Genomic DNA, 14,911 nt, shown 5'->3' on the forward strand with positions numbered 1-14,911 from the left:
GGAGCGGCACATCAGGTTCGAACTGATGACCTCAACCTTGGCAAGGTTGCGCTCTACCAACTGAGCTAGTGCCGCTTCTTTGCTTTGCTTGCTAATTAGATAACTAGTCAAGTTCAGCTTTTCAACACTCCAGCGTTGCCGCTGAATGTGCTGTGCATTTTAGCGGCCAGAATCCTTACGTCAACTGTCTTTTAGCAAGTTTCGTACTGTTCGTTGGATTTTTAGACTAAAGCTGCGATTTATTAGCCATTCTGCTTTAATTGTGGCCATGCCAGCATTAAATAACTGACCATCGACCATAACGTTAATATGGTTGCGACATAAAACAAGCCATAACTTGCTTGGGTAACCAGCGGATCAATTTGTGCAGTAAGGCCGGTAATAGCTGCCATTTGCGCAGCTGTTTTGTATTTGCCAATCCAAGACACGGCTACGCTTGAGCGTTTACCTAACTCAGCCATCCACTCTCTTAGAGCTGAAATTATGATCTCGCGAGAAATCATTATCACCGCAGGCACGGTAATCCAAAATGTTTGGTAATGCTCAACCAATAGCACCAAGGCAGCAACCACCATGGCTTTATCGGCTACGGGATCTAAAAACGCGCCAAACGGAGTGGTTTGGCCTAGGCGACGCGCTAGGTATCCATCTAAATAATCTGTTGCAGCTGCTAAACCAAAAATGAATGCAGCAGCAAGCATGCCCCACTCTACAGGAAGGTAAAAAGCTAAGACGAAAAATGGAATTAATACAATTCTAAACGCGGTTAGTAAATTTGGAATATTTATCATTATTTTTCATTTATAAAACTACTGCCGCTATGTTGCCTAATCTTGCCTAGTGATGCAACGTATCAAAAATCTTTTGCGCTAAAGTCGGGCTAATTCCGGGAACTTTTTTCAATTCGTCTACGCTGGCGTTTTTCATTTGTTGCATTCCACCTAAATGGGTAAGCAACGTTTGCCTACGTTTAGCCCCTATACCTGGAATATCTTCAAGCACACTGGTTTTACGTGCTTTGTCGCGCCTATTTCGATGACCTGTTATCGCGAAGCGGTGGCTTTCATCACGAATATGTTGAATTAAATGCAGAGCAGCTGAGTCACTCGGTAGATGAATCTCAGTCATTGCCTTACCAATTAGCAATGTTTCTAAGCCAGGTTTACGTGTTACACCTTTAGCGACACCTACCAACAATGGCATCGGATCGAGATTTAAAGGTTCAATACTGGAAAATGCCGCGGATAACTGCCCTTTCCCACCATCAATAAACAATACGTCGGGGATCTTTTCAGCCAATTGGGCTTTTTGATAACGCCTTTTTAGGGCTTGTGCCATAGCCGCATAATCATCTCCGCCGGTAATACCTTCAATATTGAAACGCCGATACTCTGATTTGTTAGGCCCCTGCCTATCAAATACCACACAAGACGCCACGGTACGTTCACCTTGGGTATGACTGATATCAAAACACTCCATCCGTTTTATCGGCTTATCTTGTTCAAGCAAGCTCTCTAACTCGGTCACTCTATGATGAATAGTCGCTTCTTGGTTAAGCTTAGTGAGTAGAGCGTTCTCCGCATTGGTATTGGCCAAAGCCACAAAACGGAGTTTTTCGCCACGCTTAGGTGAAGTGAGTTTTACCTTCGTACCTAGTTCGGATTCTATCGCCGCTTCAATCTCAGGCCAATCGCCTTCAACGTCAGGGAGCAATACCTCATTAGGCTGGTTACCTTTGCGCTGTTCAGAAAAATAATACTGCATCACAAAGCTTCGTAATACTTCTGGCAACTCTGCTTGTTTTGGCACTTTAGGGTAGTAGGAACGACTACCCAGCACTTGGCCATCACGAATAAGTAATAAATGAACCACTGCAATACCGTTTCTAAAGGCAAAGCCAAGTACGTCACTATGTTCGGTATTGCCGCTAACAAACTGCTGCTCTTGCACCTTCCGCATGGCTTGAATTTGGTCTCTAAAGCCTGCCGCAGCCTCAAAATTCAGGTTATCGCTAGCAGCTGACATTTTATCAACCAGCTGATTAATCACCTGCTGGCTTTTACCTTTTAAAAACATGCTCGCAAGATCGACCTGCTGCTGGTAGTCAGGCTCTGAAATAAAATTAACACAAGGTGCTGAGCAACGCTTGAGTTGATATTGCAAACATGGCCGTTGACGATTGGCATATTCGCTATCACTGCATTGACGAATAGGGAATAATTTCTGCATTAAGTGCAGACTTTCGCGCACCGCATTGCCATTAGGATAAGGTCCAAAGTAGTCACCCTTGGTGCGTTTAGCGCCGCGGTGCATCGAGATACGCGGATGTTTATGATTACTGATTAAGATATAAGGATACGATTTGTCATCCCTAAGCAATACGTTGTATTTGGGTAAATACTTTTTAATCAGGTTGTGTTCGAGGATTAACGCTTCGGTTTCAGTATGAGTAACCGTTACTTCGATATTGGCAATATTCGACACTAACGCGCGGGTTTTATTGCTATCAACATTTTTTCTAAAGTAACTACTTAAGCGTTTTTTGAGTGACTTAGCTTTACCAACATAGATCACGTCGTTAGCGGCATTGAACATCATGTAAATGCCGCTAGCTTCTGAGACTTGGTTGAGAAAAGCCTTACTGTCGAATGGCGTGTTTTTGTCAGCCAAAATTACAATTTGTCAGTATCAATCATACCGTGGCGAATGGCTAAATGCGTTAGCTCTACATCGCCGCTAATATCGAGCTTGCTAAACAAGCGATAGCGGTATGAATTAACCGTTTTAGGGCTAAGACTAAGTTGCTCTGATATATCCGTGACCTTTTCGCCTTTGGTAATCATTAGCATTATCTGCAACTCTCGTTCAGATAAACTTTGAAACGGATTGTCTTCTGCTGGATTAAATTGGCTTAGCGCCATTTGCTGAGCGATCTCAGGTGATAAGTAACGCTGACCAACATTAACTGCACGAATGGCCTGTAGCATTTCGTCTGGGGCTGCGCTCTTGGTTAAATAGCCACACGCACCTGCCTGCATTACCTTGGTAGGAAACGGGTTTTCGGTGTGTATGGTTAATACAATAATCTTGGCATCTGGATCGTAACGTAAAATTTTACGGGTAGCTTCCAAGCCACCGATCCCGGGCATGTTCATATCCATTAGGATAACGTTGGCTTGATTGCTTCTGCACCACTGAACGGCTTTCTCGCCACTTTCAGCTTCACCAACAACTTTAAATCCTCGAACGTCTTCTAAAATGCGACGGATCCCTGTACGCACTAGCTCATGATCGTCAACCAGAAATACGTTTATCAAGCGTTCTCTCCGCTGTAACTAAAACATCAATCTACTAATTGGGCGGGTTGGCAGACGGAGTGTTGCCTGCGCAGCAAATGTTATATCCCATCAAGATAAGAATTTAAAGGATTAAGCTTTATAAGTTTAGATTAGAACCGTGTTTATTGGCAGGTTGCGCAATAAACTAGCAATTTATCAGTTATACTGGATTGGATTTAGCTAAGCGGAAAACAAAAAGCGCCGACTCATTAGTCAGCGCTTTTCGTTTAATATGGCGGAGGAGGAGAGATTTGAACTCTCGAAGGGCTATTAACCCTTGCCGGTTTTCAAGACCGGTGCATTCGACCACTCTGCCACCCCTCCGCAGCAACGGGGCGCATATTACCCCCCTATCTTGGGCTTGTAAACTGTCTTTTTAAGGTTTTTTGACAAGAGCATGCCAAGTGCACATTTAGCAAACAAATTTTGCTTATAAAAAAACCCAGCCAAAGCTGGGTTTTTAATCTTTTAAGGCGACTTACTTAGGCAGGTAGCTTTTACCCATTAAGAAGGTGTCTACTGCTTGTGCAGCACCACGACCTTCGTTAATTGCCCAAACAATCAAGCTTTGACCACGGCGAGCATCACCCGCAGCAAATACGCCTTTAACGCTAGTGGCATATTCATCGTAAGCTGCTTTAGCATTTGAGCGAGCGTCTTTTTCTACGCCTAACTCATCAATAATGCCGGCTTCAGGTCCCATAAAGCCCATTGCCAATAATACTAAGTCAGCTTTAATAACTTCTTCGCTGCCTTTTACTGGCTCAGGAATCATTTGACCATTGGCGTTTTTAGCCCAGTTGATCTTGGTAGTATGAACTTCAGTAACATTACCTTGTTCATCACCAGCCATTTTCTGCGTCATTACTAGGTAACGACGAGGATCTTCGCCTTGAATAGCAATAGCTTCGTCTTGACCGTAATCACGCTTCAACGTGCGTTTAAACTCAGGCCAAGGGTTATCTTGAGCACGCTCTTGTGGAGGCTGAGGCATAATCTCTAACTGCATCACGTTTTTACAGCCGTGACGTAGAGATGTACCCACACAGTCAGTACCTGTATCACCACCACCAATAACCACAACGTGCTTATCTTTAGCGCTAATGTAACGACCGTCTTCTAGGTTGCTATCTAGCAAGCTCTTAGTATTTTTACCTAAGAACTCCATCGCAAAATGAACACCGTTAAGCTTGCGACCTTCAACTGGTAAGTCACGAGGTACCGTTGCACCAGTTGCCAGCAGTAAGGCATCAAAATCATCGTTTAAGCGAGTAATTGAAATATCTTTGCCAATCTCAACAGAGGTTTTAAAGATAATGCCTTCTTCACGCATGATGTCGACACGACGCTGAACAATCTCTTTTTGCAGCTTCATGTTCGGAATACCGTACATTAATAAGCCACCAATGCGATCTGCTCGTTCAAATACCGTTACCGTGTGACCAGCAGAATTCAATTGCGCCGCTGCAGCTAAGCCAGCTGGGCCTGAGCCCACGATAGCAACTGTTTTACCGCTGCGTTTTTTAGGAATGTTAGGCTTAACCCAACCTTCTTTAAACGCGCGCTCAATAATGTTTACTTCTTGGCTCTTAATGGTTACTGGTGGAGCGTTAATCCCCAATACACAAGAATCTTCACAAGGAGCTGGACATACTCGCCCCGTAAACTCAGGGAAGTTATTGGTTTTGTGTAAACGGTCGATGGCATCTTTCCAGCGACCACGGTAAACCAAGTCATTCCACTCAGGGATCAAGTTGTTAATCGGACACCCAGCTACGCGCGGGGCGTAAGCTGAGTCACCTGAATGACAAAATGGGATCCCGCAATCCATACAGCGCGAAGCTTGGTCTTTAACCGCTTCCTCGCTCATAGGCGTTTTAACTTCTAGCCAATCTATCAAACGCTCTGCTGGGTCGCGGTCTGTCGATAGCTTCCTGTCTATTTCCATAAATCCAGTTGGATTTGCCATGTCTCTCTCCTAAACCGCTTCAGCTTTCTGTTTGGCTTGTTCAGCCTTGGCTTTTTTCGCTTGCGCAACGCTATCAAGGTGCATATCGAATGCAGCAACTGCTACATCGTAATCCGTTTCATATTCACCAGTAGCTTTAGCGTCTTTCATGTAATTTTGCATACGTTCATAATCAGTAGGCATTACACGAACAAACAGACTTAGCGCATTGTCCCAATCTTCCAACAACTCTTTGGCTACATCTGAGCCAGTGTGAGCTAAGTGGTTCTCGATTAGGGCTTTTAACTCGGCGGCTTCAGCTGCATCTTCGATGCCACCAAGTCTCACCATTTCCATGTTACAGCGAGAAGCGAACTGCTTGCTGCGGTCTAATACGTAAGCCACACCGCCAGACATACCAGCAGCGAAGTTACGGCCAGTTTCACCAAGAATAACCGCTTTACCACCGGTCATGTATTCACAACCGTGGTCGCCAACACCTTCTACAATGGCAGTAACACCTGAGTTACGAACACAGAAACGTTCACCAGCAATACCGCGAATGTATGCTTCACCCGCTGTACCACCAAAGAAGGCTACGTTACCTACAATGATGTTTTTGCGCGCTTCAAACGGTGCACTTGAATCTGGGTAAACCACCAATTTGGCGCCAGATAAGCCTTTACCGAAGTAATCGTTGGCATCACCTTCAAGTTCAAACTTGATACCTGTAGCCGCAAACGTGCCGAAGCTTTGTCCTGCACTACCGCTAAATTTAACGTTAATGGTATCTGCAGGTAGACCTTCAGCGCCGTAGCGTTTAGATATCTCGTTCGACAACATAGTACCCACACTTCGGTCGGTATTGATGATTTCAGAGCTTAAAGAAACTTTCTCTCCAGACTCTAGCGCAGCAGCAGCATCTTTAATTAATCGACGGTCAACAATGTCGTGAATTAAGTGTTTTTGCTCTTGGCTACAGTAAAGCGTCTCGTTTCCGCTATCGTCAGCTTTATACAAGATTGGCGATAAATCTACGCCTTTGTATTTCCAGTGGTCAACGTCGGTGCGAGGCGTTAAACATTGGCTCTGGCCTACCATCTCGTTGATGGTACGGAAGCCAAGTTCAGCCATAATTTCGCGTAAACCTTCAACCATCATTTGGAAGAAGTTAACAACGTGGTCAACTTGACCCGCGTAACGCTCACGTAAACGACGGTCTTGAGTAGCAATACCTACCGGACAAGTGTTCAAGTGACACTTACGCATCATGGTACAACCTTCAACCACTAGTGCAGCGGTTGCCACGCCCCACTCTTCAGCACCTAACAAGGTAGCTACTGCTAAATCGCGTGGTGTTTTAAGTTGGCCATCAGCTTGCACTGTAATACGGCTACGCAGTTTATTTTGAATAAGGGTTTGGTGTGTTTCTGCTAGACCCAGCTCCCACGGCAAACCTGCGTGTTTAATTGAGCTAAGTGGAGAAGCACCGGTACCACCATCATAACCAGCAATAAGCACTACATCGGCGTAACCTTTACATACACCCGATGCAATTGTACCTACGCCCGCTTCTGATACTAACTTAACGTTAATACGTGCGTCGCGGTTGGCATTTTTCAAATCGTAGATTAGCTGAGCTAAATCTTCGATTGAGTAAATGTCGTGGTGTGGCGGTGGTGAAATTAGACCTACACCCGGCGTTGAGCCACGTGTTTTACCAATCCATGCATCTACCTTATCACCAGGTAGTTGACCACCTTCACCAGGCTTAGCGCCTTGCGCCATTTTGATCTGTAATTCTTCAGCATTCGCTAAGTAATGGCTGGTTACACCAAAGCGACCAGAAGCAACCTGTTTGATCTTAGAGATCATTGAGTCGCCATTTTCCATTGGCTTGAAGCGAATTGGGTCTTCACCACCCTCACCAGAGTTACTCTTACCGCCAATGCGGTTCATGGCAATTGCCAAGGTAGTGTGAGCTTCCCAAGAGATTGAACCAAAGCTCATTGCACCTGTAGCGAAACGCTTTAGGATCTTGTCAGCTGATTCAACTTCTTCTAGAGGTACACTTTCGCGGTCAGTTTTAAACTTCAGTAAGCCACGTAGTGTAAAGGCTTCTTTCGCTTGGTTATCTACATTGGCTGCGTATTCTTTAAATACCTTGTAGTCATTAGTAGATGAAGCGTTTTGCAGCAAACGGATAGTCGTTGGGTTAAACAAATGGCGTTCGCCATCTTGACGCCAAGCGTAATCACCACCAGTTTTAAGAATCAAGTCATTAAACGGGTTATCATCCGCAGGGAAACCTTCGCGGTGACGATTTAAAGCTTCAGTGGCAATTCCATCCAGGCTTAAACCTTCGATACGAGTTACTGTGCCTGTAAAGTATTTCTTAACCACATCAGAGTTAATACCCAGCGCTTCAAAGATTTGCGCGCCTTGGTATGACTGAAGTGTAGAGATACCCATTTTCGAGAAGATTTTTAACAAGCCACTATTTACTGCATTACTGTAACGCGATATCACATCATCGTTAGACATGCTGCTATCAATAATGGCTTGGTCACGCATGTCTAGCAGTGTTTCAATGGCTAGATATGGGTTTACCGCCGCTGCGCCGTAACCTAATACAGTGGCTAGGTGATGCGTTTCACGAATGTCGCCTGATTCAACAATCAAGTCTGCGTGAGCACGGATACCTTCGCGGATTAAGTAGTGGTGAACAGCGGCTGTGGCCAATACCGATGGTACTGCAGCATGGTCGCTATCTACTCGACGGTCACTCAAAATAAGGATTGAGAATCCGTCATCTACAGCGTCTTTAGCATGACGACAAATACGGTCGATTGCTTTTTCTAATTCATTTTCCGCGCCAGTGGCTTGGAAAGTAGTAGAAATAGTCGCTGCTTGGAAATGGTTATGATCAATGCTACGTAGCTTAGCCAACTGTTCGTTGGTTAATACTGGCTGCTTGATTTCTACTTTACGACAATGCAGTGGTGTTTCTTCAAGTAAGTTTAAGTCCGCGCCTACGTAAGTACGTAGCGACATCACCATTTCTTCACGAATTGGGTCGATTGGCGGGTTAGTTACTTGAGCGAACAACTGCTTAAAGTAATGTGATAGATGCGGATTTTTGTCAGACAAAATCGCCAATGGCGTATCTGTACCCATTGCACCTAATGGTTCTTTAGACGTTCCAACCATTGGCTTAAGAACGGCATTAATATCTTCTTGGCTGTAACCAAAAGCTTTTTGACGTTTTTCTAGGCTGTGCTGCGTAGCAAAACGGTCGTAACCTTCGGGTAAAGGCAGGTCATCAAGAACAATCTTATTCTCTTCTACCCACTTGCCGTATGGCTGACTAGAACACACAGTGTGTTTAACTTCATCGTCAGCAATAATGCGACCTTGTTCTAGGTCTGCAATAAAGATTTTACCTGGCTGCAAGCGCCCTTTTTGAACCACTTTAGATTGGTCTACAACTAAGGCACCTGTTTCTGAACCCATGACAACTAGGCCATCATCGGTAACAAGGTAACGAGAAGGACGTAGTCCGTTACGGTCTAAAGTTGCGCCAATCACTTTACCATTGGTAAATGAAATTGAAGCTGGGCCGTCCCATGGTTCCATCATGCACGAATAGTACTCGTAGAAGGCACGCTTCACAGGGTCCATATCGTCTTGAGTTTGCCATGCTTCTGGCACAACCATCATCATTACTTGCTCAAGTGGGCGACCACTTAACACCAGTAACTCTACACACATGTCTAGGTTGGCTGAGTCAGAACGCGTGATATCACACACTGGATTAATCATATCCAGTTCTTCTTTGCTGAAGTTTACACTTGCAAGCAGCGATTCGCGGGCACGCATCCAGTTTACGTTACCTTTAACCGTGTTAATTTCGCCATTGTGGGCAATGTAACGGAAAGGCTGTGCTAAACGCCAAGCTGGGAAGGTATTAGTAGAGAAACGCGAGTGGAACATGGCAATTGCCGACACTACACGTGGATCTTGTAAGTCTAAATAGTATTTACGTACTTGCGCGGTTGTTAACTGCCCTTTATAGACAATAGTGCGCGACGACATCGACGCCATGTAAAAGCTTTCGTTTACACCAGCAACCGTTGCATCAGCAATGTGCAGCGTGTATTTACGTAAAACAAATAACTTACGTTCAAAAATCTGTTGGTCTAGATCAGATGGGCGCGCAATAAAGACTTGCTCAATTTGCGGCTCATTATCAACTGAGGCCTGACCCAAACTTGAGTTGTCTTTTGGCACTACGCGGTAACCTAATAAGGTTAAGCCTAGTTTCTCAATGTTTCGGTTTAATATTTCGCGACATTCGCGACGAATAGCTTCATCACGCGGGAAGTAAACCATGCCCACGCCATACTCACCTGGGTTAGGTAAGCTGAAACCTAGTTTTGTCGCTTCTTCGTTAAAAAACTCATGAGGAAGCTGAATGAGGATACCTGCGCCGTCTCCACTATCGACGTCACAACCTGTACCACCACGATGCTCCATGCAAGTAAGCATGGTTAATGCGTTTTCGATCACATCATGACTTTTACGCCCTTTTAAGTGGGCAACAAATCCGATACCACAGCTATCGTGTTCGAATTCAGGCCTATAAAGGCTCTTATTGTGTTGAGTTATGTTTGTCATCCAGTAATTCCTATTTACTGCTATATTGATGTTATTCAGACCGACAAGACCTTGAACATCAATAGTATTTTCATTTAAAGAGGAGCCACATCAGCTCTCGATGATGTGTGAATAATCGTCTTTATCAGTAGATTATCCTTACAACCTCCAAAACAACAGCATTCAATAACGCAGGAGCTAGTCCATTCGTCACGAAAGTAACGGAAATGCTATCACAGATATAATGAGAATTTCAGACTTGACTTGAAATTAAGTGTGATTTTTTTTTACAAAAACGCCTAAGAGACTAAATAAACGAGTTTTTTCTCACATTTTTTGCAGAAAAATTCATTAAGTGACGATAATAACAGTAAATACTGTTTAAAAAGTAATTAAATAACGTAATTTGTAAACTAAAATCAGCACGCGAGTTACTGAAAACGAAACTCAAAGTTAGAAAATTAATTTAGCGATCAACAAACACAAAAAAACCAGCCTAAATTGGCTGGTTTTTTGTACAAGGGTGAGTGTTTAACTGGCGTCAAACTCACGCTGTAAGGGCGGCATCACCTGCTTCTTACGGCTAACTACGCCAGGTAAATCAATAATGGAGCCATCAATGCTTCCACCTAAAGTAGACGCCACCAATGCGGCTTCATCACTACAGATTAAACCAGTAGAATTTAATGTAGTGATATCAGTAAGCAATACTAATGCGGTGTGGTAGTTATGAGCTTGTTTAAGCGCCACTAATTCTGTTTCTAACTCATCTAAGCGCGCCAATACCGGTGCAACCGAGGTTAACTCAAGCTGAGCGATAGCAAATTGCTTACCGTTAATCTCGTAAACCTTTTGGTCGCGAAGCACCAACTCTGATGCAGGCACTGATGCGACATCTGACTTAGCAGCAAACTGCTCATCAGCGAAGGCATTAATATCGGCTACGCCGGCCAATTTCGCTAAGGCTTCTGCAGCTTCGCGATCTACAGGAGTAAATGTAGGCGAGTTAAACTTAACCGTGTCGCTCAAAATAGCACCAAGCATTAGCGTTGCCGCTTCTTTACTTGGTGTAATGTTCGAGGCTTGGTACATGCTATAAACAATGGTACAGCTACAGCCCACTGGGCGGATCCAACACTCTACTGGCTCAGCAGTAGTAATGTCGCCGAGTTTATGATGATCAACAATACCGCGAATATTGGCTTTTTTAGCATCTTTAGGTGCTTGGCCCCAATCAGAGTAATCAATTAACCATACATCTTCACCGGCAATCTCGGTGCGAACTTCTGGCGCTTGAAAGCCGATTTTATCTAAAAGAAATTGTGCTTCAGGGTTTGGTTCGCCCTGAGCAATAGCAGTAGCAGGTGTACCTTGCTTAGTTAATAACTCTGCTAAAGATATTGCACCAGCAATACTATCGCAGTCTGGATTAGTGTGTCCTAAAACTAACATCTGTTATCCGTCTCACTTAATCGTTGAAGGGTTGAGGCAAACTGCCCTGTTAATGCGCTGATCATAGGGCTATGTGAAACCGAGTGCAACACTCGCATTAGTATAAGGTAAGGTGATTTTGCACTGACAAACATTCAAAAAGCTAAGTCTTTGAGTGCTTTATTAAATTTATCTGTGATGAATTGGTGACGCTACCAGCATTTTTAGATGGCGGATTTGATTTTTTTTAGTTAAAAACTGGTTATACTACAATTTCGGTTTATATAAACTAACCAACTAACTCAGCCTGAACGGAGTGAAATAATGAATCAGCCTAGCACGATAAACTATAGCGCTGCATCGAAACTGGAAACAAATAAGGTATTGCGTAATACATACGCTTTACTATCGATGACCTTGTTTACCAGTGCAATTGCAGCTTTCTTTGCAGTAGTCGCCGGTATTGGTCACATGGCGTCTATTGGTATGATGGTTGCCGCTATGATCATCGTATTCTTCGTCTTACCTCGCAGCATCAATTCTTCGATGGGGCTTGTTTGGACATTTGTATTTACAACCTTAATGGGTGCCTCGTTGGGTCCATTGCTTAGCGCTTACCTACAGTTTCCACAAGGCCCAGCCATTGTGATGCAAGCCTTAGGTATGACAGGTCTTATTTTCTTCGGCTTGTCTGGCTATGTACTCACCACCAAAAAAGACTTCTCATTTATGAGCGGCTTTTTAATGGCGGGTTTAATTGTGGTTGTAGTGAGCATGTTACTTAACTTGTTCTTACAAATACCAATGCTTAGCCTAGCCATTAGTGGTGCAGCGGTAATGTTGTTCTCTGGTTTTATTCTTTACGATACCAGCAACATCTTAAACGGTACCGAAACCAACTACATTCGAGCAACTATCTCTATGTACTTGAATATATTTAATATTTTCGTACACTTATTACATATCTTAGGTTTCTTGAACGACGACTAAGCCAGATTGGTAAAGGATAAATACGCCCTGCCTTTGCAGGGCGTTTTCATTTATGGCACTAACGTTAAAAATTGATTCATCTGCACTTAACTGGACTGTAGCGTTAAAAGCTGCTGGTTTAGCTACGTTAGTATTAAGCCTAGGCTTGCTGCTAGACGTAGATCTCGCACTTACTGCCACTCTCGGTATTGTGGCTGCGGGATTAGCCGACAGCCCCGACTTCTATCAGCAACGCCTGCAAAGCACAGCCTTAATGGTAACCAGTTTTACCTTAGCGACTGTATCGGTCACTCTATTGTTCCCTTGGCCGTGGTTGTTCGCTGTTGGTTTATTTAGTTCATGTTACTTGTTTATGCGCATGCCGGTGCTTGGGCAAAAATATGGTTCTATCTCTCTTTGTTCCTTGATTATTGCCATTTACACCATGCTTGGGTATTCCACCTATGCAAACCCTTGGGTGCAACCACTTTGGTTAGTGATTGGTGCACTTAGTTATGCGCTACTCTCGCTGGTTATTAACGCCCTTTACCCTACCCGCTGGGTAGACAAACAGCTGGACAATGTATTTCGCCAAATCAGTTTGTACCAATTAACTAAAACCCGGCTATTTCAACGCGCAGCTAATATCAACGACATTCAAGTTAAGCTAACAGCCCAAAGCGCTGATATTGCAGAGCAGCTAGGCGTTATACGCCACGGCTTGTATGTGCACCAACAGCGTAACAAACAGCAAGTTGGCTCAAGCCAAATGGACCGATTTTTTAAAGCCCAGTTACTGCATGAGCGCTTAAGTTCGTCCCATTTAGATTACGAACGTTTGCAAAAGGTTCTTCCAAGAACATTGCTCGCTGAAACGAGAACTATATTAGTTAAAATCGCCCGGGTTATTGGTGCAAGACAAACCCCGCCAGAAATAGAACAAGAACTTAACTATGCAATTGATACTCTTGAGCAAAACCGAGCTAATTTAAAAGATGTGCCACCGCGCTTTGCCTACATGCTCAAAAACTTAAAGAAAGTCACCGCTCTATGCTTTCATGAGCAGCACTTTCCTGAACCAGAACAAAGCTTTTCACCTTTTAGTTCTATTTCAATAAAACAATATTTGCAGCAAGCTTTCGACTTTACACTCTCCATAAACCGCCATGCCTTAAGAATGGCTACCATTATGTTAGCCGCTTATGGCTTAATTCAGCTCTCGGGAGATGAACACGCCTACTGGTTGATGCTAAGTTGTTTATTAGTAGTTAAGCCGAATTATCACGATACTAAAAAGCGAGTAGACAAACGAGTTTATGGCACTATCGTGGGTGTTGTGCTTGCAGCAGGACTCAGTTATTTAGCTCTTCCTGAGATCATTCTTATAGCATTGCTCCCAGGCTTTATATTGCTGTTCTTTTTGTTCTTCCATTTTAACTATGCTATCTCAGTGGCTGTTATTACTGTGTTTGTAGCCATGTCTTTAGACATACAGGGCTATCCCGCAAACGAAGCGTTAATGGTAAGAACCTTTGTCACTATTCTTGGGGCGGTAATGGCAATGACAGCGATGCGTTATCTGTGGCCCGATTGGCAACATAAGCAAAGCCGCAAAATTATTAGCCAGTTATTTGCCAATATTGCTAAGTATCAGCAAGCCATATTCGAGCAGTATTTCTCTCAAGCTACCGATGAGTCAACGGCCTTTCGCTTAAGCCGCTACCACGCCTATCAAAGCGAAGCCGAACTGGTTCGCCATTGGCAACATATGCTGGCAGAACCCAGTGCTAAGCAGCGATTATCACCTGATTTGTATCAACTGGTAGGTTTAAGCCATCATTTGCTGTCTCACCTGTCTGCCCTCTCTACGCATCGTAATCAGCTGCAATCTAGCCATGCTGCTGAACGCTTAGCGAGTCTAGGCGAGACCATTCAAAACGAGCTGTGTTTAATGCACGATTACCTGTTGCTAAAATCGGAGCAAAGGCCAAGTTTAAGCCTGCAGCATGAGGCTTTAATGCGCGCCATTAACCAACTATTGCCTCAATTAGTTGGCAACGAACTATTGATTGCTTACCAGCTACAGCTCATCGGTAAAGACTTAAAGAAAATTCGACAGTTATTGCTTAATGGTAAGTGGTAAACTAGCCGTGATAACAGGCTAATAAGGCACCAAACACTGGCATGATTGAATTTAACGGCAAACAATACCCTACCGATAAAAACGGCTACTTACTTGAGTTAGAGGTATGGACAGAAGCGCTAGCCGCTCATATTGCTGAACTAGAAAACATTGAAATGAATGAAGCCCATTGGGAAGTGGTTCACTTTGTTCGAAATTTCTATCTGGAGTTTAATACCTCACCAGCCATGCGGGCGCTAGTTAAAGCCATGGCCAAAAAGTTTGGCCCAGAAAAAGGCAATAGTCGATACTTATATAAGCTGTTTCCAGAAGGCCCGGCCAAACAAGCAACCAAAGTAGCTGGCCTACCTAAACCAGTTAAATGTATCTAAGTTAAATAACAAAAAAGCGCCTTAAGGCGCTTTTTTAATACTCTTTTATTAGTTA

The 14,911-nt window shown here is 43.8% G+C and carries 9 protein-coding genes and 2 tRNA genes; 3 read left to right on the plus strand and 8 right to left on the minus strand.

The window, feature by feature from the left end:
- Positions 1–2: 2 nt before the first annotated feature.
- From Q4549_RS07050 to Q4549_RS07085, 8 genes are all read right to left on the minus strand, one after another.
- A tRNA-Gly gene (locus Q4549_RS07050) sits at positions 3–75 on the minus strand.
- Positions 76–242: 167 nt separating this feature from the next.
- On the minus strand, positions 243–794 hold the full coding sequence (pgsA, locus tag Q4549_RS07055) for a CDP-diacylglycerol--glycerol-3-phosphate 3-phosphatidyltransferase (RefSeq protein WP_201798767.1): 552 nt from the start codon (positions 792–794) through the stop codon (positions 243–245).
- A gap of 43 nt (positions 795–837) precedes the next feature.
- Positions 838–2,670, minus strand: a complete 1,833-nt coding sequence (gene uvrC / locus Q4549_RS07060; protein ID WP_303551138.1) for an excinuclease ABC subunit UvrC — start codon at positions 2,668–2,670, stop codon at positions 838–840.
- 2 nt (positions 2,671–2,672) lie between these two features.
- A complete protein-coding gene (gene uvrY / locus Q4549_RS07065) occupies positions 2,673–3,317 on the minus strand; it encodes a UvrY/SirA/GacA family response regulator transcription factor (RefSeq protein ID WP_303515555.1) in 645 nt (214 codons plus the stop codon).
- A gap of 254 nt (positions 3,318–3,571) precedes the next feature.
- Positions 3,572–3,662 (minus strand) — tRNA-Ser (locus Q4549_RS07070).
- Positions 3,663–3,816: 154 nt separating this feature from the next.
- Positions 3,817–5,307: a glutamate synthase subunit beta gene (locus Q4549_RS07075; protein WP_303551135.1), complete on the minus strand. Its 1,491-nt coding sequence runs from the start codon at positions 5,305–5,307 to the stop codon at positions 3,817–3,819.
- 9 nt (positions 5,308–5,316) lie between these two features.
- Complete coding sequence (gene gltB / locus Q4549_RS07080) at positions 5,317–9,963, minus strand: glutamate synthase large subunit (RefSeq protein WP_303551132.1); 4,647 nt, start codon at positions 9,961–9,963, stop codon at positions 5,317–5,319.
- Positions 9,964–10,473: 510 nt separating this feature from the next.
- A complete protein-coding gene (locus tag Q4549_RS07085) occupies positions 10,474–11,394 on the minus strand; it encodes a manganese-dependent inorganic pyrophosphatase (RefSeq protein WP_303515561.1) in 921 nt (306 codons plus the stop codon).
- 303 nt (positions 11,395–11,697) lie between these two features.
- Here Q4549_RS07085 and Q4549_RS07090 point away from each other — a divergent pair, with 303 nt between their 5' ends.
- From Q4549_RS07090 to Q4549_RS07100, 3 genes are read left to right on the plus strand one after another with little or no spacing between them, the layout of a single operon-like run.
- On the plus strand, positions 11,698–12,363 hold the full coding sequence (locus Q4549_RS07090) for a Bax inhibitor-1/YccA family protein (protein WP_137674752.1): 666 nt from the start codon (positions 11,698–11,700) through the stop codon (positions 12,361–12,363).
- A 52-nt stretch (positions 12,364–12,415) separates the two neighbouring features.
- Positions 12,416–14,485 carry an FUSC family membrane protein gene (locus Q4549_RS07095; RefSeq protein ID WP_303551129.1) on the plus strand — a complete coding sequence of 690 codons (2,070 nt, stop codon included), beginning with the start codon at positions 12,416–12,418 and terminating at the stop codon, positions 14,483–14,485.
- Between the two features lie 41 nt (positions 14,486–14,526).
- Positions 14,527–14,856 (plus strand): TusE/DsrC/DsvC family sulfur relay protein, encoded by a 330-nt coding sequence (locus Q4549_RS07100; RefSeq protein WP_137674750.1) that lies wholly within the window; start codon positions 14,527–14,529, stop codon positions 14,854–14,856.
- The last annotated feature ends 55 nt before the right edge of the window (positions 14,857–14,911 follow it).

Origin of the sequence: Agarivorans sp. 2_MG-2023, from assembly GCF_030548085.1 — a bacterium.
Classification (GTDB): Bacteria; Pseudomonadota; Gammaproteobacteria; order Enterobacterales; family Celerinatantimonadaceae; genus Agarivorans.

What these genes read in the sequence shown, in the direction of transcription:
- Q4549_RS07075 (WP_303551135.1), bottom strand. Translation starts at nt 5,307, where the DNA reads ATGGCAAATCCAACTGGATTTATGGAAATAGACAGGAAGCTATCGACA.
- gltB (WP_303551132.1), bottom strand. Translation starts at nt 9,963, where the DNA reads ATGACAAACATAACTCAACACAATAAGAGCCTTTATAGGCCTGAATTC.
- Q4549_RS07085 (WP_303515561.1), bottom strand. Translation starts at nt 11,394, where the DNA reads ATGTTAGTTTTAGGACACACTAATCCAGACTGCGATAGTATTGCTGGT.
- Q4549_RS07090 (WP_137674752.1), top strand. Translation starts at nt 11,698, where the DNA reads ATGAATCAGCCTAGCACGATAAACTATAGCGCTGCATCGAAACTGGAA.
- Q4549_RS07095 (WP_303551129.1), top strand. Translation starts at nt 12,416, where the DNA reads ATGGCACTAACGTTAAAAATTGATTCATCTGCACTTAACTGGACTGTA.
- Q4549_RS07100 (WP_137674750.1), top strand. Translation starts at nt 14,527, where the DNA reads ATGATTGAATTTAACGGCAAACAATACCCTACCGATAAAAACGGCTAC.